The 26,252-nt window shown below is 44.5% G+C and carries 15 protein-coding genes; 11 read left to right on the top strand and 4 right to left on the bottom strand.

Annotated elements, in window-relative coordinates:
- Positions 1-567 precede the first annotated feature (567 nt).
- The 3 genes from recD to JZ787_RS09080 are packed head-to-tail and all read right to left on the bottom strand — an operon-like array spanning position 568 to position 9,828.
- Positions 568-2,352 (bottom strand): exodeoxyribonuclease V subunit alpha, encoded by a 1,785-nt coding sequence (gene recD / locus JZ787_RS09070; protein WP_346312159.1) that lies wholly within the window; start codon positions 2,350-2,352, stop codon positions 568-570.
- 39 nt (positions 2,353-2,391) lie between these two features.
- Positions 2,392-6,144, bottom strand: coding sequence for a UvrD-helicase domain-containing protein (locus JZ787_RS09075; RefSeq protein ID WP_346312160.1), 3,753 nt, complete (start codon positions 6,142-6,144; stop codon positions 2,392-2,394).
- Positions 6,145-6,147: 3 nt separating this feature from the next.
- The gene (locus JZ787_RS09080) at positions 6,148-9,828 is read right to left on the bottom strand and encodes an exodeoxyribonuclease V subunit gamma (protein WP_346312161.1); all 3,681 of its coding nucleotides are present in this window, start codon (positions 9,826-9,828) and stop codon (positions 6,148-6,150) included.
- 178 nt (positions 9,829-10,006) lie between these two features.
- On the opposite strand from JZ787_RS09080, the gene JZ787_RS09085 reads away from it, so the two are divergent.
- Entirely contained in the window at positions 10,007-10,549 is a 543-nt protein-coding gene (locus JZ787_RS09085; RefSeq protein ID WP_234963127.1) for a hypothetical protein, read from the top strand.
- A 56-nt stretch (positions 10,550-10,605) separates the two neighbouring features.
- On the opposite strand, the gene JZ787_RS09090 is transcribed toward JZ787_RS09085, so the two are convergent.
- Positions 10,606-12,033, bottom strand: a complete 1,428-nt coding sequence (locus tag JZ787_RS09090; RefSeq protein ID WP_346312162.1) for a phosphate--AMP phosphotransferase — start codon at positions 12,031-12,033, stop codon at positions 10,606-10,608.
- Positions 12,034-12,229: 196 nt separating this feature from the next.
- On the opposite strand from JZ787_RS09090, the gene JZ787_RS09095 reads away from it, so the two are divergent.
- From JZ787_RS09095 to JZ787_RS09140, 10 genes are all read left to right on the top strand, one after another.
- The gene (locus JZ787_RS09095; protein ID WP_279739478.1) at positions 12,230-12,934 is read left to right on the top strand and encodes a hypothetical protein; all 705 of its coding nucleotides are present in this window, start codon (positions 12,230-12,232) and stop codon (positions 12,932-12,934) included.
- Between the two features lie 167 nt (positions 12,935-13,101).
- Positions 13,102-14,046, top strand: a complete 945-nt coding sequence (ubiE, locus tag JZ787_RS09100) for a bifunctional demethylmenaquinone methyltransferase/2-methoxy-6-polyprenyl-1,4-benzoquinol methylase UbiE (protein ID WP_010325783.1) — start codon at positions 13,102-13,104, stop codon at positions 14,044-14,046.
- Between the two features lie 23 nt (positions 14,047-14,069).
- A complete protein-coding gene (locus JZ787_RS09105) occupies positions 14,070-14,741 on the top strand; it encodes a hypothetical protein (protein ID WP_168159349.1) in 672 nt (223 codons plus the stop codon).
- Between the two features lie 12 nt (positions 14,742-14,753).
- Positions 14,754-16,373 carry an AarF/UbiB family protein gene (locus JZ787_RS09110; protein ID WP_346312163.1) on the top strand — a complete coding sequence of 540 codons (1,620 nt, stop codon included), beginning with the start codon at positions 14,754-14,756 and terminating at the stop codon, positions 16,371-16,373.
- A 162-nt stretch (positions 16,374-16,535) separates the two neighbouring features.
- Complete coding sequence (locus JZ787_RS09115; protein WP_062035151.1) at positions 16,536-17,612, top strand: patatin-like phospholipase family protein; 1,077 nt, start codon at positions 16,536-16,538, stop codon at positions 17,610-17,612.
- A gap of 261 nt (positions 17,613-17,873) precedes the next feature.
- On the top strand, positions 17,874-19,160 hold the full coding sequence (locus JZ787_RS09120) for an NAD(P)/FAD-dependent oxidoreductase (protein ID WP_346312164.1): 1,287 nt from the start codon (positions 17,874-17,876) through the stop codon (positions 19,158-19,160).
- Positions 19,161-19,349: 189 nt separating this feature from the next.
- On the top strand, positions 19,350-20,132 hold the full coding sequence (hisIE, locus tag JZ787_RS09125) for a bifunctional phosphoribosyl-AMP cyclohydrolase/phosphoribosyl-ATP diphosphatase HisIE (protein ID WP_087011214.1): 783 nt from the start codon (positions 19,350-19,352) through the stop codon (positions 20,130-20,132).
- 11 nt (positions 20,133-20,143) lie between these two features.
- Positions 20,144-21,646 carry an AAA family ATPase gene (locus JZ787_RS09130; protein WP_346312165.1) on the top strand — a complete coding sequence of 501 codons (1,503 nt, stop codon included), beginning with the start codon at positions 20,144-20,146 and terminating at the stop codon, positions 21,644-21,646.
- A gap of 38 nt (positions 21,647-21,684) precedes the next feature.
- Positions 21,685-23,049 carry an AAA family ATPase gene (locus tag JZ787_RS09135; protein WP_346312166.1) on the top strand — a complete coding sequence of 455 codons (1,365 nt, stop codon included), beginning with the start codon at positions 21,685-21,687 and terminating at the stop codon, positions 23,047-23,049.
- 362 nt (positions 23,050-23,411) lie between these two features.
- Complete coding sequence (locus JZ787_RS09140; protein WP_346312167.1) at positions 23,412-26,252, top strand: monovalent cation/H+ antiporter subunit A; 2,841 nt, start codon at positions 23,412-23,414, stop codon at positions 26,250-26,252.

Consider the following 26,252-nt stretch of genomic DNA (forward strand, 5'->3'; position numbering starts at 1 on the left):
TCATTTACATCCTTATGTGACAGATTTTGCCACATCACACAGAAGAAAAAAGTCGCATTTCACTCATCTTCATGTAAGCGATTTCTTACATAAACTCCTCATTTTCTCCATTATTCAACTTAAATTTCTCTAAAAAATGCAATATTAAAAATTTAATTTATTAAAAACAAATTCTTAAATACATAAGAACTAAATTTAAAAAAGCATAAGCCGTGCAATACTGAGACAGTATCTCTTCAATATTCAATCTATAACTGTATTTTATGCTTCAATGAATGAATGGCTATTTTTTGTCACATTTTGCCAATTTATCAGATATAAAAAAGCCTTGTAGTCTCTCCCAAAACTACAAGGCTTAGCGGCTGTAAGTTTCCTCTTTCACCTACTTCACTGTAAGTTCGCTGTCTACTGACGTTATTATTATCTTTTTGCGATTATACTCAACATTCCGTGTTGAGCTCTTTATGTGAAGCCATCTTCTCAAAATCCTCAGCAAAGCTCTATGCGCAAATCTCCTGAATCCCTGTAAGCCATTTCGTACAAAGCTCCTATTTGTTTATTAAATCTTCACAATTGAATTTGTTGATTAATTTTTCTTGATAGACCACTTTCTCGAGTGGTTCGAGTCACCATAGCATGTACGAATGCATCGGCATCGACCAGTAAACTAACAACTTTTTTCGCCCGCGTAATTGCGGTATAAATCAACTCTTTACTGAGTAATTTTTCAGCCTGCCGATCTAAAACCACCGCGGTATGGGTGAACTCAGAGCCTTGAGATTTGTGAATGGTCAGTGCAAAAGCCGTTTCAATATTTTTGGGTAACCGTGTCGCGGCCACCCATTTATCCAAACTAGGGAAATACACCTCAAACTGCAACTTACCTTGTTGTATACGCTGTAAACACAGGCCAATATCGCCATTCGACACCCCCAACTGATAGTCGTTATAGGTCATCATCACAGGGCGTCCTAAATACCACTCACCCTGCTTGATTTGTTTTGATTGTTCTAATAGACGTTGCTCGATTTGCAGATTGAGCTGTTTTAAGCCGAAATGGCCGTGACGTATGGCTGCCAAAATACGGTAATCATCAAAATGTTGAATCACTTTGGGTACGAGAGACTCATTAGGATTTTGCTGATATTGCTTTAAAGCCTCGACATAGCCCTGAAAGCCAAGCATCAACAGATCATAATAATGCTGCAACTGCTCTACAGATAAAGCCTGCTCGGGCAACAATTCGAGTTGTAAATAATCGACCTTGACCTGATCCAACTCAACCGCCTTCAACGTCATGGCATGTACCACTTGCTGTTGAAAAGTGTGCAATACTCTCTGTTTTTCAGCAGGATGCGTCATTAAGTCAAAACAAGATTGCTGCTGAATAAATTGTGCCAACTTTCCAATCCGTGCATCTGATTTGAAACGACGGCTATTGACCAAATTGACTCTATTTTCAGCCAAAGCTGGAACCTGTTGTAGATCGGCGAGTACAGAGCCGACATCGACCGAAGCCAACTGATCGGCATCTCCCAATAAAATCAAACGAGCTTGATTCGGCATGGCAGCAAAGAGCATCTGTGCCAAATTTAAATCCAGCATGGATGCTTCATCAACGACAATCACATCATAAGGTAAAGGTTGTCTGCTATGAAAACGCGGTTGCTGCGTATTCCCAAGCCCCAAAAGGCGATGTAGCGTCACAGGGTTTAAGTTTTTCAAATCTGGGGTAACTAAGTCTTGTAACTTTTCATCCTGAAAAGAGTTCTGAAGGGCTTCTTTCATCCGCTGCGCCGCCTTACCTGTCGGTGCAGCCATCGCAATACGAATATCAGGCAGACTTTGTTTGAGCACTGCAATAATACGCGCCAAGGTATACGTTTTCCCTGTGCCCGGACCACCTGTAATGATCGCGAGCGCCTGCTCGGCCACCATAGCCAAAGCCTGTTTTTGGTGTGGATCTTCTAGTAAATGAGCATAAGCTGAAATATCCACTTGCGTTAAATTTTGCAGTTTTAACCGTGCTACTTGCTCGGCCAAAGACTGCTCTAAAGCCCAATAACGATACAGATATAATTGCTGCTGATCGTAAACAAACGGCGCTTTTTGTTGCTGTGCCTGCTGTTCATCCATCACCAAATCATCTAAGGCAGTCACAGCTTCAGCTGCAACCGAGATACAACTCTCACCGCGTAGCATGGCTTCAAGGACCTGTTGAATCATTTCACTACGTGCTTCAGTGACCCCTGTTTTACTCAGCGGTGACTGCTGAATAAACTGACTCCAACGCGTTAACCATGTGTCTACCACGACAGCCTGATCAATACTGGCTTTATGAACATTTTCCACACGGTTATCCTCAAAGTTATCCACAACTTAATTCTTTGTTTATGAGTGACTAATTTCACTTAATTCAGAAGTTTTGCCTACATGATTTTCAGTAGAAGTATCCTCAGCAAAATGACCCAAGATGGCATCTAATCTTAAAATAAACTCGGGGCTAGCACGCCAACTTAAAACCCCTTGATCGGGCTGCCCATTCATCCCTCTCAAATAAAGATAACTCGCCTGTCCCAGATGTTCTTCAATGTCATAGTCCAGCAAATTCACTTTTAAATAGCGATGCAAAGCCACCAAATACAGACCCGCCTGCAACCAATAACTGGCATGTGACATATTCAATTCGATTGCGTCATGATTATAGCTCTGCTGATCCGCCCCTAAGAAGTTACTTTTATAATCGGCAATGTGATAACGCTGACCATCAAAATAAACCAAGTCTATCGAACCTGTCAGATAACGAGCAGAATTGGCTTCATTTAAGTCGAGTAGATCAATGCCGTATTCTTGAAACAATGCCTGTATGCGTTTAATCGCCAGTACATGATCGGACAATGACAAATAAAAAGGAAATTCGGCCAAGTGTTCATCGGCTTTCAGTTGCTTCAACTGAAAACCTGCATGCAAAGGCGTTTCTAGTACATCTGCTAACCACGCTTGCATCCACAGCACCAATTGAGTTTCATCATCCTGTCCAAACTCATTTTGATATTTGCCCAATAACTCTTGCCACAGTAAGGGACTATCATTTTTAAAACGACGATGAATTTCCAGTCCCCAGTCACCCGAGTCCTGAAAGTCAATATGCTCGAAAATTTCGTGCAGGAAGGTTCCCGCAGTCGTCCCCATTGGAAACTGCCGTTTAATCCACGCCAAAGGCTGACTCAGCTCCACATCTTCAAGCACAGGATGATTAATCTCGTCATCCGCACTACCCACTTTCTCGCTCAAAACCGCTAAGGCATCCATTGCCTCTTTGCGACTCAAATGCTGTGCCAACGCACTAAAACTGGTTTTGGAACGTGGATAAAAACGCTGTTCAGGAAAGGCCAAGGCTTGCAGTTGAATGATCTCTTGCTGCTGGGCTGGCTGTAAACGGATCGGCTTTTCAGTCAGCAGCACCTCATTACCACTGGCAGGATGTTCAAACAGATTACCTGCTTGACCACGCCAAAATGCCAATGCCGTATTTGATTTATATTCCTGATCTTGCAGTAAGGCATACACGCGGTGGCTGGCGCGGGTCAGTGCGACATACCATAAGCGATGCTGTTCTGCTTCGGCTCGCTCATTGTGTTGCTCAATCGCGGCTGGGTCTAACAGGTTGGCATCATTTACTGCCACGATGCGCTGTAACTCGCTCTGCCCTGTCGTCGGATTGATCTGTTCCAGTGTTGAAAAGTTTAAGGTTTTATTCATTTCCTTAAAGTCTTTGTCGGCACCCAGCAAGAACACAATTTTAAACTCTAGACCTTTGGACTGATGAATAGTCATCAGCTGTACGCCTGTGGCATTGGAGAGTTTGCGTTCCAACTCCCACTCACGTTCCGCAGGCAAATGTAACTGTTTGAGATACCAATGATACAGTTTCTGCGCGCCTTGGAACTGCTCACTATGTTGGCTCAACAACTCAGTCAAATGTCGCAGATTAACCACAGTCCGTTCGTTGTCTCGGCTTTGGTAAGCCACCAAGTTTTTCCACACTTTAAACAGGTTTAAAGCGTACTGCCATGCACTTAAAAAGCCTTTATTGATCCACATGTCGCGGATGTCATCAAAATCCGCCATAAACTGGCTCAGACCGTTGGCTTGCTTTTCCACTTCTAGTAACTGTTTTAAATCAATCGCCAACAGCCGGCTCAAAAGCGCACGGCGAACTTTGGCTTCATCAAAAGGATGCATCATTGCGGTCAATAACGCACCGACATCTTTCGCGACCTGACTTTCAAACACACTGCGTTTAGACGGACGATTGACCAAAATTCCCAAACGCTCTAGTTCAAACTGAACTTTGTCCAAGCCATCATGGTTTTTCGACAACACTGCGATATCATTTTCCCCCATAAACCGTGGCGGATCATCTGCCACATACAGTTGCTGTTGAATGCCTTGGTTGATTAAATCACGAATTTTCCATGCTACTTGTTGAGCTTCATTTTTTTTGTCTTCAAGTAATAGCCAGCGCAGCGGTACATGGTTTTCACCCTGTGCATCGACCAAAGCGGGATGTGGTCGAGTCCCTGCTTCTACAGGCTGGTAATAGACCTGCTCACCAAAGTCCTGTTGGCGTTGAAATAAAGCATCCACCACCTGTACCAGTTTTTGTACAGAACGATGATTATATTTCAAACTATACTGCCGACCTTGCTTTGCCAAAACATCTAAACGTGCCTTGTTATAGGTCAGCATGTCACCACCACGAAAGCCATAAATAGCTTGTTTTGGGTCACCGACCATAATCATACAACCTTGATGATAGCGCTGTGCATCACGCCAAATTCGCGCCAACATATCATCTTGGTCTTGGTTGGTGTCTTGAAACTCATCCACTAAAATGAGTGGATAGCGTGCTTGTACAAACTGGGCAAAGCGCCGGCCTTGTTCGCCCTGTAAGGCTTCTGACAAGGTACGGATTTGCTGGGCAAAAGTCGTTTCACTCTTTTGCTGCAAGACTTGTGGTAATCGCTTTTTCACCTCAGAACTTAAGTGATATTTTAAATACGCATCCAGCACATCCAAATTGAGCCCTAGCTCTGCCAATGCGTCTAAGAAAATGCGGACCTGTCGCCACACAGGATGCTGCTCAAACTGTTCCAACACATCTACAGCACATTTGTTTAAGACTTTTTTCGTTGCAAGGTCAGTCAGGTGCTTTAAGGTTTTTTCAAAATGTGGCGCAAATAAGGCATAAGCCCGCTGCTCTTTCAGTGCAGTCAAAAAAGCTGGTAAATCCTGACATAGAATGCGTTGCATCAAGGCATCGGTGCGCCACTTCTTCCCCAACACTGCGTGGTATTGCCCTTCGGGTGCGTAATAGTCTTTCAAGCGTTCAAGCTGCGCCACATCCAGCGCGGTAAATTGATCAATGGCCTGCTCAAATTGCGTCAAATCAAGCACAGGTTTTTCCACCTGTTGAAACTGTGCCGATGCAAAGTTCAAACTATTTTCAACAATTGGCACATAAGCCTGTTCGGTTTTTAATTTTTGTTTTAACAGTAAATAATTCACCACAGGCTGCGGCTGTGCCTGAATCCACTCGCGTAATACGTCATGAATAAGCTGTTGAGTATAACTCTGCGCATCATCGGTGATATCTGCACGCTCAATCTTGCCACTTTCAAAAGAAAACTCACGCAGTAACTTTTGACTAAAACTGTCCAGTGTGCCGATGAACAGCTCATCTAACTGATCGATCACCAACTTCAAACGCTCTTGGGCAAAACCGACCCGCTGTGCATAGTCTGTGAGTACTTTGATAAAAAGCGGATCTTGTTCAGCGGCTATTTTGGCCTGTATTTCTCGCTCGGTCAGACTCTGACAACCTTCAAAATAACGTAAAGTTTCAATCAAACGTGCCCGAACGCGACTTTTCAGCTCCGCAGCGGCAGCACGGGTGAAGGTGGTTGCAATGACCTGATTCGGCAAATAGGCCCCAAGAAAAATACGCACCATCAAACTGGATAAAGTAAAAGTTTTGCCTGTGCCTGCTGAAGCTTCAATCCAATGTAAGCCCTGAAAGCTCATATCGGCAATGGGTTGATAAGACATGTTCGATGTGGTGGCCTGAGACTGTGCTGTCATGACTTAGTCCTCAAGGCTTTGCTGATGCAAAAAAATCGGATGATATAGTTCATAAGAAAACTGCTCGCAGGCATGGGCAAGTAATGCTTTGGCATCCTGCTCTTGTAGAATAAACTGCCAGTCGCGGTGTGCTTTATTGGCTTCGTTTTCAGTCATTGAAAAACCACTAAAGCGACCATCTTCTTCCCACACTTTATAAATGGCGTCCATGTCCGCGATCACCATCTGTTCCTGATCATTCAGTTGCCATTCATGGGTTTTATCTTTTTCTGCAATTTTCAATAACAAGGCCGCAGGTAAAACTAAGGGCTGAGTTTGTGCATACTCCCATGCTTTCAACCAAGGTTTGAGCCATTCACGCGCCTGATTTGAACTCACACCAGTACATAAAATGGTTCGGTCACTAAACACCACGATACGTTGATATTGCTGTCCGCCCTCACCCAAATTGACATAAGCCAGCCACAGTAAATACTCCAACCAAACTTTGGCACGGCGCTTTGCCCGCGCACTAGACGCTTCTACACTGACCCATTTTTCAGCACTGTATTTGGCTAGGGTGACATTGATCTGTAAATGTTCATTCACCTTCCATACTTGTTGGGTCGTGGCTGTAGCCTCGGGTGCATAGCGTTGTAAGCGTGTCAGCAAGCGCTGCTGCTCAAGCACGCTCATTTGCCAGACCCCATCTTGAACTTTACCAATCGGCAGTTGATCCATCAGAAGATTGGCATCTGCCGCTGCCTCATGTTGTTGTAAAAAATGACGGATGGCATAACGTCCTAAACCATCGAGCAGTAAAGGTTCTTGCGTTGCAGGAATCTCTTCTGGTTTTAAGTTTTCCACGCCTAAAGTCTTGAGATACAGCCTTGCAGGGAAAGTGATGTCTTGAATCCACTGCTGACTGTCGAGCACTTGAATGTCTTGCTCTAATTTTGGATAAGGCGTGTTGACCCAACTACTCCGTTGTCCTGATGCATGTTGCAATTGTTTCGCGACCTGAAACCATTGATCTTGAAAACGGATACTGTGCTCAGACTCAAAACCACACGGATCAAAAGGCAATAAAGGATGGACATGATACAGCGATGCCAACTGTGCAGGAACAGTCACGCCATGCTGATCAACCGTTGCGTTAGCACTCTTGGTCTGTGTGTTAGGCTGCACAATAAATGCCATGTGCTGAATCAGTTCTTGCAACACTGTAGACGGATCACGGACTTCACCATCATTGATATCAAAGCCATTATAAAATAACCATAAGTTCTCTTGCGCCAACAACAAGGCATCTAGAAAAGCCCCTTGATCATCTTCCAAACGGGAACGATCCCCCAGTTGTGGTTTCAGTAAATCCATTAGGTCAAAAGGCAAATGCGCACTACGGTTGGGAAACTTGCCACTGTCCAAGCCCAACATCACGATCAACTTATATGGCACAGGTCGAATCTGACCAATTTGACTAAACGTGATCTGCCCCGTGGGTTCTGCATAGTCCAGTTGCGCTTCTAAGGTCTTTTGGACTTCTTCTAATACATAAGGCAAAGGTAAACTTAAACTGCGCAGTGCATGATGGTCGTGTTCGTCATAGAAACTCGCCAAGGTCAGCATACGTTCTTGTTTTTTGACCATCTTATACACTGCGGCCAAAGACTCGACACCCGCACCTTCAAACTCGCGAATATCTTCCATCAAACGATTCAGCCAAGTTTCAGCAGTCGTCTGTTGTCCAGTTTCATGCGCGATCATCCACTCGGAACGATGTTTAAAATCTTGATAGATTTCTATCAAAACACCAATCAGTTCAAAATCACTCGACTGTACTTGGGCATAGCTTAAAGTCTCATGAAACAGCACATGCTCTGGTACAGCGACGCCTAACGCCAAACGATCTAAAGCAAACTTCAGACTATAACGATAGTCATCATCCCCTTCGGCCAGACTGCGTTTTAAATGTTCGGCATCCAATCCACGCTTAAAGCCTGCGTTGATCAACAGCTCCGTCATCCGCTCAATCATATTCATGTCTAAGCCATAACGTTGCTGCGTTGCATTTAAACTGAGCCAATCGGCAAAGTCCTCAATACTGAAACGCCCCCGTACCAAGACCATCCGTCCCAACACAGCACGCCATGCATTTAAGGCATCGAGCTGAGTCACGCCAGCTAGCTTAATAGGCAAATAAATACTGTCTTTACTCAGTTGATGGCCCTTTTTCAAAGCCTCACGCTCATGGGGAGGAGGTGCAAAAACACTGCGAATAAAAGGTTCTAGCTCAGTCAAACTGGGCGTCAACACTAAAATATCACTTGGACGTCGTGGTGCTTCAGCCGTGCCCTGAGCCAACCAATGCGTCAGTTGATCTTTGAGGACTTCAAGCTGTCTAAGGCTGGAGTGACAGACATGAATCTGTATCGAATCATCTTGTTCAGCCAAAGCATACTGATGCTGTTCAGGTTCTACCAAATACAGTACATCAGACTGAATTTTACCGAGTAGAGTTTCTGGATATTCATCGACAAAGATATCGGCCCACACCCCGTCTTCACCTGAAGAAAGGCTGGAAAGTAAAGAGAAATGGTCGCGTGCTTGTTTACCAAATCGGGTCAGTAAAGGATGGCGAGACTCTCGGGTTTCTGCATTAAAATTGAGGGTAAACTCATCAAAAAACTGCTGAATCTCTGCATCATTGGCATTTGGGTTTTTTTCAATAAAACGCTGCTTCACCCGTGCGTCATAACGCGCTTTCCAGTTGGGATCGACACTGTCTGCCCAGTATTCTTGTGAAGGGTTATAGTGAAAAATAAAGATATCGAGGTATTGCCCCAATCGATGCAAAAACTCCAATTGTTTTGGCGGTAAATCTAAGACAGTAAACACCACCAACTGTGCAGGCAATTTTTTCAGTGCAGCATCTCGGGTCTCTGCTTGATCGAGTAAGTCCCAAAATGCAGTATCAATACGCTGAATTTGTTCAAAGTCAGCATGGAACACCACTTGCCAGAGCCAACGTTGCCATGCTTCCAATTCATAAGCTTGATTGAGTTGAAAAGCACTGAGTTCTTGCTGAGTTTTAAAGAACATCTGCTCCAAATCGAGCGGCTGGTTTTTGCCCCACGCTTGTAACCAATTGGTCTGGCAACGGCAACTTTGCGGTGGACAGCCTTTGGTGCAATGCCCACGATAATCCATATAAAAACTAAACAGCCGTGAAACCTGCTCCGCGACCCAATACAGCATGCTTTGCTTTTTGAGCTGTTTATCGATGCCTTGTTGCAAACGGTCAGCGCTGGCATAGATCCGCTGAATAATCGGATACAACGGATGAGCAACCTCTAAAGGATTCAGCTCGGCTTGTATAAATTCTTTTAAGGCTTGAAAGACACGCCATTTAATAATCAATCGCGGAATATTGGCTTTACGGACTTCATCTTTTTGGTCGACCAAAACCCACTGATAAGCCGACCATTGAAAACCACGAATACGATGATGAAACTGCGTGTTGGCACTGATGCCCTGCTGTTCTGCCAACTTTTGCGTTAGCCACGCCTCAACCGCAGGTGAAGGTACAATAAAATGCTGTGCTTGCAGCACTTGAAAGGCATTTTTGGCCGGTTTAAAGACGGTTTTTTGCATGGCTTGCAACAGAACATCAATACGCTGACTTTGTATTACGTGTATTGCCATGTTTCCCCTCAAATGACCGTCTTATGAAAAATCTACAAAAGCACACAGATTATTGACTATACTTCTGGTTCTGTCTATGTCACTTTGATGACATATTTCTATTTAAAATTTGCTTTAAAATACGTACTTTAAGCAAAACTAGAATCAATGTGAATCAGGATATTTTAGGGTTTAGAAGATGAAATTAGAGCACATTCCAGAAAAAATTGATCCCTCTTTAAATTTAGAACAAATCCGCGAAGAATGTTTGGACTTAGTTAAAAAGCGCGCCTATTTTTCCGCAGGTGCTGCGGTTATTCCAGTCCCCTTCCTCGATGTGGTGATTGATGTGGGCATATTGTCGCAGTTGATTCCCGAAATTAACGCCCGCTTTGGTTTAACCCCTGAACAAGTCAGTGTCTACGACCCAGAAACCAAGCAAATACATTGGTCAGAACTACGTAAACGTGGTGTGGAGTTCTCTGGACTGGTGGTGGCACGTACAGCCGTGAAGAAATCCCTCAACAACATGGCAGCCAAATACATCACCAAACAAGTCACCAAATTCATTCCTCTTGGCGGACAAATGATTGCGGCCAGCTTGGGTTATGTCGTGATGAAAAAAATTGCGGAAACCCATGTGGAAGAGTCGTATAAGCTTGCCAAAGGCATTCAACTAAAACAAGCCGTTGAACAAGGAGTCCCTGTTGCAGCGCCAGTAACCCAAATTCCTTTGGGTTAAAGAACTAAATCTGCCTCTATAAAAAAACGGTCAAATGACCGTTTTTTTTAAGTTTTTTAATCGGTGTCGCGATCCGCTTTGAGCTGTTTTAAAATTGCCCTTAAGACTTCAATTCTGGCCTGTTGTTTATCATTGGTGGAAATAATATACCAAGGCGCATAACCTGTATCGGTATGTGCAAACATATCTGCGGCTGCCTTTAAATAGTCATCCCATTTGTCGCGATTGCGCCAATCTTCTTCGGTAATTTTAAAGCGTTTATGCGGGGTACTTTCACGGGCTTTAAAACGCGCCGCTTGTTCATCTTTATCAATCGCCAGCCAAAACTTAATCAGTACGGTTTGACTGTTGCTGAGGTTTTTTTCAAAACGATTGATTTCCGCATAAGCGCGTTGCCACTCCACCTCGGTTGCGAAGCCTTCTACCCGTTCTACCAAAACGCGTCCATACCACGTTCGATCAAAAATAGTGATGTCATCCGACTGCAATTTGCTCCAAAAACGCCACTGGTAAGGACGGCGTAACTCATACTTTTCAGGTGCGGCAATGGTATGAATTTCATATTCTCGCGGGTCGAGCTTTTTCACAATGCGCTTAATCGCCCCCCCTTTCCCAGCGGCATCCATACCTTCAAAAGCGATCACCACTTTACGGTCATCACAGCGGATGGCATCAGCCACTTGTTTGGTGAGTTTTTTTAACTCTGCTTTATAGTTTGCATCCTCAGCTTGAGGAGCTTCAAACTGAGTCAGAATATCTGGTATCGGCGCTTGCTGCCACTTTAGCGCGGCCTTTTTTTCATGCTCTGGACAGTGACGCAGCGCCGTTAAAATCGCTTGTGCAAAATTGTGATTACGCAAATCTTCATCTTCACCATCAATGATTTGCCAGTCATCGGTGAAACGTGTACGTAGTTTTTGCAAAGTGTCGTATTGTTTTTTATTGCGCCAGTCTAGCCCATGCAATTTATGCCAATGCACTTCGCTCGGGTCCATGTCATCCAGACGCTTTTGCAAAGACTTCCACGACAAATCGAACCAAACTTTTAAGACATCTACGTTGTTATTTTTTAAGTCCTGTTCAAAAGCCCGCATATTGCTAATGTATTCATCAAACAAAGTGTCGTCTAAAGGCTTTGAAGCATGCATGGCCGTAGCCAACAAGTCCCCATACCAGTTACCAAACCACACCATAATTTGCCCTTCGGCAGGTACAAATCGGGTATACGGTTGCCAAAAAGGCTGTTTTAGATTAAACAGATGCGGTGGATCGGCTTTGACATATAAAAAACGCGGATCGACCCATTCGCGCAGCTGTTTCACCGCTTCGCCTTTACCCGCAAGTTCAATTCCACTGACCAAAATCACTAAACTTTTTGCATTGCTCTGATCACGGGTATTCATCAACGCATATTGCGCTTCAATTAAGTCCAGTGAAAGCTGTTCTTCATTCAGCACTGTACTGGCGATCGTTTCTGTATCCATTGCCCCCTCCTTTTTTCTATTTAATCAAATCACTAGATCCTAAAAGATGATGGTCTAGATGATTTTCACACGCGCCTTTTGACTACTTCTACATCAAACTGACCACAAATAAATAGTTTTTTTGTCACTTTGTCATAGCGAGTTCCGTCATCACGCACTAAGATTTAGCTATCTTTAAATAGAACTGAGACAGCAAATGTCCAAACTCGCCGCCCTCGATGAGCTTTTAGAACAGTATTACCAATTGCATTATCATCAAGATTCGGTGCTCTTCCAACGTTTACAAGATGTGCAAGTCTGGCAAAAGCAACGGATGCAACGCACGCATAACCGTGCTTTCGCAGAAAAACAGAACCTCTTGATGGCCGAGTATTTTATCAACCGTTTATATGGTGGCCCAGATTTTGACGCTTTGGCAGGACAAATCGCGCGCTTGAGCAAATATGCGCACAAAGCAGAGAAATTAATTCCTGAAAATGCCATTAAAACCGGTACCTCTGGGGTTGAGTTGGCGATTTTGGCGGTGCGACTGGATGAACAAGTGGCAATGCAATTGCTGAAAGATCACCATCCCTCTGAAGCCTTAAGCGATGATTTGATGCGCCAAGCCTATTTAAAACTAGAACAAGGCGAAGAACGCTTGAAACAACTGTATTTACTCGATCAATTAGGTAAAAACCTCGATAAATACATGCGCTCTTTTATGGTCTATACCGCTTTTAAGATGTGTAAAGGGACAGCCAACAAATATAACTTCAATGTCATGTATGAATTTATGCAGGATGGCTTTTTGGCCATGAAACCGCTAAAGTCGGCAGAGAAATTTGTGAAAGACTTTACGGCGGTGGAACGTCAAATTATTGATAAAGTCCATGCGGGGCATTTGTATCCTTTTCAGTAAATTTCAACGAATGACTTGATAAAAATAAGCCAGCAGCAGCTTTGCTCTGCTGTTTTTCTGTATATTATTCAGCACAATTGCATGATGGTTACTGTACAACGTCCTAGAATCTGTCATCATGCATGCACTGCAACATTTACCCTATTGCTATGTTAGGAGTGACTCCCATGTCGAATGAAAATCAAACGCCTACCGCTACTCAAGAGTCGGCACAAAACACAGACAAAGTGAGTCCATTTTTAACTGAACCATTACCCCAAGGCACAGCGCAAGGTCAGCAAAAATCATTACAACAACAGTTGACTGATACCCCAGTAACGGGTTCTGTACCCAAATACAATCTTCCTCGCGGTGCCAATACAGGCAACGTCGGCAGTACCACACACTTTGGTTACCAGACGGTGAGCAGCGAAGATAAAGCGCAAAAAGTGGCGGAAGTTTTCCACTCGGTTGCCAGCAAATACGACATTATGAATGACTTGATGTCTTTTGGTATTCACCGTCTATGGAAACGCTTTGCGATCAATATGTCAGGGGTACGTCGTGGTCAACACGTGCTAGATATTGCTGGCGGGACAGGCGACTTGGCTAAAGTGTTTAGCCGCGAAGTTGGCCCTACAGGTCATGTAGTACTTTCAGACATTAATGAATCGATGTTGAATGTGGGTCGAGATCGTTTAATCGATGCAGGCTGCACCAATGTTGACTTCGTATTAGCCAATGCTGAAACCCTCGAGCCATTTGAAGACAACAGCTTTGACCTACTCACGATCTCGTTTGGTCTACGCAATGTGACCGATAAAGATGCAGCACTTGCAGCGATGTACCGCGTGCTTAAGCCAGGTGGTCGCCTACTGGTATTAGAGTTCTCTAAACCTGTGTTTGAACCATTTTCAAAACTGTACGATCTATATTCGTTCACCGCACTGCCGATCATGGGCAAAATTATTGCCAATGACTCAGAAAGCTATAAATATTTAGCCGAGTCCATTCGTATGCACCCAGACCAACGCACGCTAAAAGGCATGATGGAAAATGCAGGCTTCCAAAACTGTGACTATCACAACCTGACAGGCGGTATCGTTGCTGTACACCGTGGTTTTAAACTTTAAAATTAAACGTTTAAGGGCAAATTATGTGGTCGATTCTGGCACTCGGTGCAATTGAACGATTAATTCATCATGTGATTAATTTGGATGCGATCACTCGCATCCAGCTCAATGAACTACAAGGCAAGATGTTACGTGTGGTGATCGCATCCCCGCAACTGTCTGTAGATGTGTTCTTTGACCAAGCCAAAGTGCGCTTAGAACCTACCGTTACAGGGCATAGTGAAACAGCGTCCATTTTCGAACAACGCCCTTTTGACCAAGCTCAATCTCACACCCCAGCAACCGCAACTTTAACGGTGGCCAATGTGGTTGAGCTGCTCAAGCTATTACTGGCGGATGATGTCGGCAATATCCCGCTCCAAGGTGATTATCACCTTCTACAGGATATTCAATGGATTATGCAACACGCTGAGCCTGACTTGGCTGCGCATTTAAGCCCATGGATTGGCCCAAGTTTGGCGCATGAATTGGCTAAAATTCAGCTGGCACCAAAACACATCAAACAGGCCTTACAAAGTCATTTGTTTTTTGCTGAAGATGCCTTGAAAGAAGACAGTGGTCTATTTGCCCCGCGTTGGCAAATGGATGATCTGCATCAAGATACCCGCATTTTTAATCAAAACTTAGATCGTGCCGAAGCCAAAATTCAACAGCTTCAAGCACAGATTGACACTCAAGACTCAACTCAGAACTAGGTATTTACATATATGATTCCGCACGTTTCACGTTTACTCGAACTTTGGCGCATTGCCGCGCACTATAGACTCGACACGTTGTTTCCTGCGGAAGAATTACCTGAAAAAGCGCGTCATGCGCTGGGTGTAATTCGTATGCACCCTGCGGCATGGTCCAGTCGTGAACGTAAAAACCCACTGAAGCTCAAACAAGCTTTAGAGGAAATGGGACCACTGGCGATTAAAATGGGACAACTGCTGTCTACTCGTCGTGACCTAATTCCACCTGAAGTACTACAACAACTGGTTCTACTCCAAGACCGTGTCAAACCCTTTGGTTCTGATGTCGCGAAAATGCGTATTCAAGACTCATTGAAAGCCGATGTAAATACGCTGTTTGCACGCTTCGACGAACAACCCTTGGCAGCAGCCTCAATTGCTCAAGTACATACAGCCGCTTTACATGATGGTCGCGAAGTGGTGGTGAAAGTCACCCGTCCCGCTATTCGTAGTCAAATTTTACAAGACTTTGAAATTTTAGAATGGTTGGGCGATTTTCTTGAAAAACGCCTAGAAGCCGCGCGTGCACTGCACTTATCTGAAATTATTCAGGACTATCGTCAGGTCATCTTAAATGAACTGGATTTGACCTTAGAAGCCGACAATACCCGTCGTATGCGCCATTACTTTACAGGCTCAAGCATGATGTATGTGCCTGAAGTCTATATGGATAGCAAAGACGTGATGGTGGCTGAACGCATTACCGGCGTTCCCATTTCAGACATTAAAACCTTTGAAAAGCTGGGGATGGATCGTAAAGATCTGGCGGAAAAAGGCTTAACCATTTTCTTTACCCAAGTCTTCCGTGACAATTTTTTCCATGCCGACATGCATCCGGGCAATGTCTTCGTTGAAACCCTAAACCCAAGCCAACCCCGCTATATTGCGCTGGACTGTGCCATTATGGGTGAGTTGTCGAAGCACGACCAAATGACCGTGGCACGTATGCTGCTTGCGGTCATGAACAGCGACTTTATGCAACTGATTCAAATCGTGCATCAAGCTGGTTGGATTCCACCGGGCACAGACCAAGATGCACTAGCACGTGAAATGCGTCGCACGGTCGGGCCAATGGTGTCCAAACCCATGCATGAATTGGACTTCGCGGGCATTTTGATTCAAGTGATGGATATTGCACGACGCTTCCATTTGGAAATTCCGCCACAACTGATGCTGCTGCTTAAAACCCTCGTACATGTTGAAGGTTTAGGGACTGACCTTTACCCGGAGCTGGACATTTGGAGTTTAGCTAAGCCAATCCTGACCGATTGGATCAAAGCACAAATGAATCCACAAAAGAACCTAAAAGAGTTAGGACAAAAAATTCCGGACTTACTTTTAGGGGCACAAGACTTCCCAACGCTGTTGGTCGATAGCTTAAATGGTCTCAAAAACCAATCAGCTTGGCATGCTAAACAGCTCAATGAACTGCAAAGTATGCGCCTACAAATGGAGCATCAGCAAAAACGCAGTTGGATTTTTGGCAGTCTCATGGCCATTTTGCTGTCGATTGCGATTATCTCGCCTTGGTTTATTTCAGTGATTTTAATTGTACTCACCAGCTTACTGGCGGTGTGGCGCGTGTTTAAATAGACGCTTTCTGCTATATTAAAAGCCTGAGTCTCTCAGGCTTTTTTATGTTTAGGTTTTATGTAGGAAGTGACTCCCAAGTCATTCTTGGATCACTTTTGCCAATGCGCTCGCTCTCTCGCAAGTTAAAATGACAATACATATTGTCTATTTTGAATGATCACGATGACTCAAATCCTGCAAAAACACCCTCCAGCTTTAAGCATTCGTGCAGGTAAATTAGCACGTCAACTCATTCAAAGTGAAGGCTTACAAGCTGAACAGGTCGATATTGTACCCGGTGCCGCAGGTGGGCCCAAAGGCATCGGGATTCAAGGTTTAGACCAAGCCATTTTTGGTGAATTCTTTGCTCGTGCACCGCAAAGACGAACGTTGATTGGTTCATCCATTGGCAGTTGGCGCTTTGCCAGCATCTTAGCGCACGGTGCGAAAGCAGGTACCGAACGTTTAGGTGAACTCTATACCAACCTCTATTTTGACAAAAAAATGCAGCGTCAAGAAGTCAGTGATATTTGCCGTGGCATGCTGCTCGACTTGGTGCAAGGCAAAGAAGCGGAATTGGTCAATCATCCCGATTACCACCTCACAGTGCTGTCGATTAAAGCACAGCACATCTTCCAAAGTGACCAAGTTCTCCCGCTATTGGCCTCTGTGGCAGGTATCATCGGAACAACCGCTGTTTCGCGAAAGCATAGTCGCCACTTTATGCAACGGGTGATTAGTCAGCCCAGCAATGGTAAACAATTTAAAGTGGAAGATGATTTCCTCACTCATTATCACAGTCTCACCGCTGCAAACGTTCTGCCTTGGCTGATTGCTTCAGCCTCTATTCCAGGCGTGATGGCCGCAATTCGCGATATTCCAGATGCGCCACAAGGCAGTTATCGCGATGGTGGTCTGATTGACTATCACATCGATCTGCCTTTTGAGAGTCAAGGCATTGTGCTTTATCCGCACTTTACGGACAGCATTACGCCCGGTTGGTTTGATAAACTGTTTAAACGTCGCGCCAACCCTGAAAACCAAGCCCGCACGCTACTCCTGTCTCCGTCCCAAGACTATTTACGGAGTTTACCTTTAGGACGCCTGCCCGATCGTAAAGATTTCACCCTCAAAGGGCTCGACCAAAAACAGCGCATTCAAATGTGGAACCAATGTATTTCTGAAAGTCAGCGCTTAGGTGATGAATTCTTGGAAATGTTGGAAAAACAGCATTTTGCACAGGCGATACAAGATTTATAAACAAAATTTGCGCATGAATGTAATCTTGTTTAATCTGACCAAATAAAGAAAAATCGAGATTACATTTTTTCTATGCTAACAATAATTTTAAGTGAACAAAAAAAAATATGGTCAAGTCATTGAATTACAAAATGAATCGTGGGAAAAAATGTGATTGCAAGCTCGTTAGAAGATTTCATTCAAATCAACATCGACCAATTAAAAAAATCTGATGATATTCGTTACGCATTCATTTTAGACAATGGTTAAATCATTCGATCTATGATTTCTAATCACCCGCCCCACTTCGCCATCATCGGTGCTGGAACCGCAGGGTTAGCCACTGCGATTTTACTGGCTCGACAAAATATTCAAGTCAGTATTTTAGAGAAAGCCTCAGAACTCGAACCTGTCGGCGCAGGACTGTTACTACAGCCTTCTGGTTTAGCTGTTTTTGAGCATTTAGGCCTTTTAGATGAGGTTTTAAGACTGGGTGCAAAAGTCACTGGGCTCAAAGGTCAGTTACCGAGTGGCAATTTACTGGTCAATAGTCATTATCAACAAGCGCATCCTGATTTTTATGGTGTCGGTATCCATCGAGCAACGTTATGTCATGTTTTAGAAAATAAATGCCGTGAATATTCCGAACTCATTACTTGGCAAATGAATACCGACATTCAAAAATTAAAAGAAACATCCAATCAAGTTCGGGTTTCGGGTACAAAAGATGGTGAATCATTTGATCAAGCTTTTGATGCTGTGATCATTGCCAATGGCGCACGCAGCCTCTTAAGACCGAAAGAATGGGTGAAGGTTGATCAAGCTTATCCTTGGGGAGCCAAATGGACAATTGTTCCCGAATGCCTTGAATTAGATACAGAAATTTTACATCAGTTTCATGATCGCTCTAAAATGATGATGGGCATCTTACCGACCGGTACAGTGCCACATGAACCCAAGCAAAGACTATCGAGTGTGTTTTGGAGTCTTCCAAGCCATCAACTGAATAATTTTCTACACAATTCACAAGCGCATTCTGACTGGTTAAACCAAGTGTCTAAGCGTTGGAAACCTGCTGCGGATTGGTTAGAACAAGTCATTGCCCAGCCTGAACAAAAATCACAATGGTTGACGGCAAATTATCGTGATGTAGTACTGTCTAAGTTTGGTGAGGGTCGTATTGGTGTCATGGGTGATGCAGCACATGCCATGAGTCCACAACTGGGGCAAGGTGCAAATATGGCCCTTTTAGATGCATGGGCTTTGGGGCAAGCGGTTCAAAGCGCAAGAAAAAATGAAGCCCTTGATTATGTCCAACTCTGGCAAACGTATCATCAACACCGTCAAAGTTCGACAGCTTTCTATCAATTTTTAAGTCGTTTACTCACACCACTTTACCAATCTGACCTATGGTGGGCAGGTGGTTTACGTGATTTTAGCTTTGCTTGGATGTATCGAATTCCCTATTTCCGTAAAGAAATGGCGGTGACGATTTCAGGTTTAAAATTAGGCATGTTCAGTCAAATGAACTATCGGGATATTGCAAAACAAAACAATCATTCTGTGTAGAATGCGACGTCAATCATCGCCATCCGCTTTGGATGGGTGACTGATGGTTGAGTTTCTAAAATACATCAATTAAGCCGCTGTGAGATAACTGTAGAAAGTTTCTCCTCTATTCTGTTTAAATCACGTAGACTATAGCGCGCTACGTTAACATCGTAACACTCTCAATATTTATTCGCTTGGTGAAATCTTATGAACAATTTGCAATGGCTCGATGAAGTAAAATTTAACGAACAAGGTTTAGTCCCTGCCATTGCACAGCATCACCAAACGGGACGTGTCTTGATGGTTGCATGGATGAACCGTGAAGCTTTGGCTTTGACGGCTGAGAAAAACCAAGCCGTGTATTTCTCTCGTTCACGCAACAAGTTATGGCACAAAGGCGAAGAATCTGGGCATTTCCAGACCGTGCACGAAATTCGTCTCGACTGCGATGCCGATGTAATTGTGCTGCAAATTGAACAACACGGCGGAATTGCCTGTCACACAGGTCGCGAATCATGCTTCTACCGTAAACTCACGCCAAATGGCTGGGAAATTGTGGATGCACAGCTCAAAGACCCGAACGCGATTTATGGTGAAAAATCAACCAACCCACATACATTGGCAATGAATGCCTCAACGGCGCAATCTGAGCAAGTTGAAGTTTTATCCTACCTCGGTCAAATGATGGCTGAGCGTAAAGCAGCGGATCCAGACTCGTCTTATGTCGCGAAGCTGTATCACAAAGGTCTCAACAAAATTTTAGAAAAAGTCGGTGAAGAAGCGGTTGAAACCATTATCGCAGCTAAAGATTTTAAATCTGAAGCCAACGAAGACCATAAAAATGACTTGATCTATGAAGTGGCGGATCTTTGGTTCCATACGATTGTGGTTTTAGGCTATTTCGACTTAGACCCTCAAGTGGTTCTCAATGAATTGGCACGTCGTCAAGGGCTTTCTGGTTTGCTTGAAAAAGCCAACCGCAGCCACTAAGTTTATTGCCTGTGTCGAATATCATCAAACCGAGCGCGACTTATGAGCAAGCCATTGCCATTGATAACGCGCGTCTGGGCAAATCGTTTAAAGTAATTGCTTATGCAGGCACAGGTAAAACCACCACACTGCAAATGATTAGCGACTCCATGCCACAAAGACGTGGCATGTATTTAGCGTTCAACAAAGCCATTGCCAGCGAAGCGCAAACGAAGTTTCATGGCAATGTCGACTGCCGAACCTTCCACTCGCTTGCTTTTCGCAGTGTTCCACGTGGAGTGACGGACAAACTTCGTCTACCTCGTTTAAGTCCGAGTTTTATCGCCAAAGAATACCGTCTTGAACCGATTACCTTAAGACGGATGATGGGCGGACGTTATGAAAAATATGTGTTGATGCCATCACGCTTGGCCAGCCTTGTGGCGAATGCCGTGAGTCACTTCTGCTCAACCAGTTCTCAGTACCCAGCACCGCGACATTTACAAGCACCGAGCTGGTTACATCCCGATGATATCGATTCACTACAAAAGCACCTCTACCCTGCCATTGAACGTCGTTGGTTAGAGTCCATCGATCCCAACCATCAGGCTGGGATTGGTCATGATATTTATTTAAAACTGTGGGCGTTGTCTGAACCCAATATCCCAAGTGACTATGTGTTGTTTGATGAGGCACAAGACGCTGATCCGCTGATGTTGGGCATCTTATTGAAACAGCGCAATACGCAAGTGATCTATGTCGGAGATGCACACCAACAGATTTATGCATGGCGCGGCGCAGTCAATGCCATGCAACAACTGCCTTTGCCTGAGTCCCGTCTCACCACCTCGTTTCGTTTTGGTGAAGAGATTGCATTGCATGCCAATGCTATTTTAGGCGCCTTGAATGAAACCGTGCCGCTCATGGGTAACCCTCTGCTCAACTCCAAAGTGGTCAACAAACCTCATACCAAAATGCGCGATGCGATTTTATGTCGCACCAATGCGCGCGCCATGGAATTGCTGCTCTCAGGATTGCTCCATGGCGACAAAGTCAGCTTACAAGCCGACCATGTCAAACTGAACCGCTTTGTCGATGCCGCAGCGATGCTTAAACAAGGTAAGCGCGTCACCGATGTGCCTGAACTGGCCTGGTTTAATTCTTGGCATGATGTACATGAATATTGCGAAACCAATGACGGCAGTGACATCAAACCTTTAGTAAAATTGGTAGATGATCATGGCACCGATCCACTCAAAAAAGCCCTCGCGAAGATTACGCCGATTGAACAAGCGGATTATATTATTTCCACCGCACACAAAGCCAAAGGCTTAGAGTGGAACCGCGTTCACATCGAAGATGATTATCAGTTCAAGGTCAACGACAAAGACCATCAAATTAGTGATGAAGAGTTAAGACTGCTTTACGTGGCCTGTACACGTGCTAAAGTAAGTTTAAATATCCATCACATTTACGACCTGATGCAACAGCTAAAAAAACAAATGCCAAGCTCATTACGTAGAGTTGTTGGATAGTCGAATGTAAAAATAGTCACAACCGCTGCGGGTGTTCTATGAAAATTCAATCGATTCACCTGAAACACATCCTGCATTTTGCTGACCTTAAAGTCGATTTTTCTTATCACGATAAACCCGTCACTTTAATTTTAGGAGATCAAGCCTCAGGCAAGACCTCAATCTTACGTTTTAGCTATCAGGCTCTGACTTGGTTTGCAGCCCGTTATAAAGATTTACGCTCTGCAGGTGTGGTGATGTTAGATCACGACATTATGATGAACCGCCTACAGTCCAAAATTGATATTCAAGTTGCTGTGCCCGCTGAGTTGTATGCTCTCAAACCTACGGCAGCCGATACTGCGCCCGAACCCTATACATGGCAACTCTACAAAACATTAAACCAACATGGCATTGGCATCAGCCGAGTTGAAACATTAGAACTCGAACAACTGGTCAATCTATATCAGCAAGCAACGTTACAAGATCCGCTGCAAGGTTTACCGTTGATTGCGTATTATCCTGCGGAACGTTTTGTCAATGAGATGAATATTCTCAGCAAGAACAATCCCCTGATTTTCCAACATGCACATGCCTATGAAATTTCAGCTATTCCCTATACCACCTTTGCGCGTTTCTTTGAGTGGTTTCGTGAAATCAGCGATATTGAAAATGCGCAAACTGCGCAGTTTTTACAAACGATATTGCATCAGCCTAAAAGCATGCCACCCGATATCCCCTTAAGCTATAAATTGGCTCAGGCTCAAGCACACATCCAGTCACCCAGCCTACAAGCGCTCAAGCAAGCGTTAGCAACTGTTCTGCCCGAAATAGAAGATCTTTATCTGCAATATCATCCCAAGTTACAACTGATGGTGCGCTACCATGGCAACAGCATGCTCTATCAACAGCTGTCCAATAGTATTCGCAACTGGGTGGCGCTCGTTGGCGATATTGTGCGGCGTTTATGCCTACTCAACCCTGAAAGCCTGTTCCCTTGTTTAGAAGGTGACGGCGTACTGTTGATTGATGCAATTGATCATCACTTGGATCAAAATATGGCGCAAGTCATTTTAAAACGTTTAAATCAGGCTTTTCCTCGACTACAAATTATCGCCTCAGGCAACCGAAGTGAGTTGCTGGAACAAGCCAGCGAGTTTCAATGCCTCAAACTGGAAAATAAGCAATTAAGTCCTATCCAACTCGAACCACTGCAACATCAGTTCGATGTGATTTACCAAAACCTTGCCAATCACGAAGCAACGAGTGGAACTATCGAACCGATTGCGGCTGAACCCCAAGATTTAAGTGTGGCTGAATTATTCACACAGATTCAACAGCAGCTTTCTCCCGAACAGCAACAGCATTTGATTGCTTTACTCAGTGCTGAGGATGATGCTTCATCGGCAAATCCATTAACTTAGCCTGCTTAATAAACATAGCCATTTAAACCCTCAAAAACAGGCGACCAACGGTCGCTTTTTTTACATTTCTTGCACTGAGAAAGTGCCTGTCATCCACCAAGAAACGACCATCACGCGTATAATGTTTTGCGTCAGCGCAAAAAAGATTGATGTTGTTTTAGTCATGTTATATGATCGGTTTTACTTGCAAATTTCTAACTGAAATCGGATTTTGCTATAACGCTTCATGAGTTGCGCAACACAACTTCATTATTTTTAAATTTCACATTGGCTTTCAAGATTGAGACTCTTGGGCTGCTCTTTGCAGTCCTGTAATCCTTGAAAGATGAGATTCACCAATAGGTTTTGACCTATTCACGACAATGGAAACGAGTGTGCTACCGATTATTATATTGTTACCGTTAATACTTGGCACAACCCTTGTCTCATTACTGAAGCAGAGCTCACGTAGGCTAACCGCCTTCGCAGCTGTTGGGGTCAGTATGACAAGTTTAGGCTTATTACTGACCCAAGCACGAGAGGTGTTTAATGGCGCTGTCATTACGCAGTCGTGGTCATGGTTGCCGCAGCTTGGAATTGACTTCAGCTTCCGTCTAGACGCATTAGGCCTCCTCTTTGCCTTACTGATTAGTGGCATCGGAACGCTCATTTATATTTATGCCTATTTTTATTTAGGCCCAAAAAACTCTCTCAACAAACTCTATCTACTGCTCATGTTGTTCATGGCAGCCATGCTCGGAATTTCTCTCTCCAATAATTTAATTTTACTCCTCGTTTTTTGGGAGTTGACCAGTATCTCCTCTTTCCTATTGGTCGGTTATTGGAGTAATTACGACGCGGCGCAACGTGGCTCACGCATGGCATTGACCATTACGGGTATGGGCGGATTAGCCATGCTGGGTGGTTTCATCTTGCTCGGCCAAATCACAGGCACCTACGAGATTGATCAAATCTTGACGATGACAACACAAATTCAAAGTCATGCTTTATTTGTTCCTACGTTGCTGCTGATTCTACTCGGTGCTTTTACCAAAAGTGCGCAATTTCCATTCCATTTTTGGTTACCCAACGCGATGGCAGCCCCGACCCCCGTGTCTGCTTATTTACACTCAGCAACCATGGTAAAAGCTGGCATCTTCTTGGTCGCACGACTGTTACCAATTTTTGCAGGTGCGGCACTGTTCCATAATTTGGTCACCTTTATTGGCCTATTTACCCTGTGTATGGCTGCGTTTTTTGCCATCTTTAAAGAAGACCTGAAAGGTTTATTGGCCTATTCAACCATTAGCCATCTCGGCTTGATCATGTGTCTCTTGGGAATCGGATCACCATTGGCTGTGGCTGCGGCTATTTTCCATATTATTAACCATGCCACCTTTAAAGCAGCGCTGTTCATGATCGCAGGTATTATCGATCATGAGTCAGGCACACGTGATTTACGCAAGCTTAGTGGGTTATGGCAACTGTTGCCTTATACAGCCACTTTGACGATGGTCACTGCAGCATCGATGGCCGGCGTGCCCTTGACCAACGGTTTCTTATCTAAAGAAATGTTCTTTACTGAACTGCTCAGCAATCTGTCTGGTCCTGTGCTCATCTGCTCCGCGATTGTCGCGACCCTGGCGGGGATTTTTGCAGTCGCTTACTCGGTGCGTTTGGTACATGGGGTTTTCTTCGATGGCCCATTAGGCAAGCAAGTTCCCAACAAAGATGCGCATGAGCCGCCGTTTGGCATGCGTGCACCGGCCACTTTACTGGCGATTTTGTGTATTTTAGTCGGCTTGTTCCCTGCTCTATTGGTTGAAAATATCGTCAACAGTACAGCACGCGCCAGCACCCAAGTGATGGACTTTGAAGGTGCACATCTTGCCCTATGGCATGGTTTTAACATGCCTTTATTGATGAGCGTGATTGCGTCGATTGGCGGTCTGATTTTCTATTTCAGTCTAGCGAAGGGTGGCAAAATTCGAGAAATTGATCTCGATCCATATTTAGGTCGTCTACAAGGTCGAGTTGCCTTTGACTTATTCTTGAAGTCACTCCTGCTCAACTCGCGCAAATTTAAACGATTGACTGAAAACGGTAAATTACAAAGCTATATTCTTTGGATTGTGATCTTCAGTATTGCCATAGTCTCACTTCCATTTTTAGGACAAGGGCTAACCACAGGTACCCGTGAACTCACCCATGCCCCTGCTTTAGCGGTCGTACTATGGCTACTGTTATTCTCTTCGTGCTGGATGATGTTGTGGTTCCACCACGAACGGATTAAAGCAGTATTGATCAGTGGCGCGATTGGTTTAGTCGTGACTATGGTCTTTATCTGCTTCTCTGCACCTGATTTGGCTTTGACACAAATCACCGTCGATGTGGTCACCACCGTACTGTTATTGATGAGTTTATCACTTTTACCACAACTCACTCCCTATGAGTCGAGTGTCTCACGCCGTTGGCGAGATGCCCTGATTGCGATTGGCGGCGGGCTCGGCATTGCATGGATCACATGGCTCATCTTGACCCGTGATCACAACTCCATTTCATGGTTCTTCATGCAGCAGTCGATTCCATTAGGCGGCGGTACCAACGTGGTCAACGTGATTTTGGTCGATTTCCGTGGTTTCGATACCTTCGGTGAAATTACAGTCCTCGGCATTGCAGGCATTGGCGCGCTGTGCCTAATGGATGGTATGCGTACCCACGGCACGACTATGACCCAAGGTCTCAGTTACCGTTTTAATCCATCGCCATTGATGCTTCGTATTACTGCATCTTGGATTTTACCGATTGCCTTGGTGGTCAGTCTGTATATCTTCCTGCGTGGACACAATCTGCCTGGGGGCGGGTTTATCGCGGGTCTAATTACCGCTTTGGCCTTAATTATTCAGTACATGGCACTCGGTCAAGATCATGCAGAACAACTGCTCAAAGCCAAGTCTGGTCGTTTGTATGAAATCTGGATTGGAACAGGTCTAGTCATTGCAGGATTAACAGGCTTAGGCGCATGGTTCTGGGGACGTCCCTTCCTCACCAGTGCACACTTTTATGTGTCGCCACCGATCTTAGGCGAAATGCACCTAGCAACAGCTGCACTGTTCGATGTCGGGGTTTATATCACGGTCGTAGGTGCAACCATGCTACTTATTTCAGTACTTGGGGACTCGCGTCACTCTAGTATGTCTGGTCCAGTACCAAAGGGGGATTAA

Origin of the sequence: Acinetobacter sp. BWR-L5 (genome assembly GCF_039655985.1) — a bacterium.
Taxonomy (GTDB): Bacteria; Pseudomonadota; Gammaproteobacteria; order Pseudomonadales; family Moraxellaceae; genus Acinetobacter; species Acinetobacter johnsonii.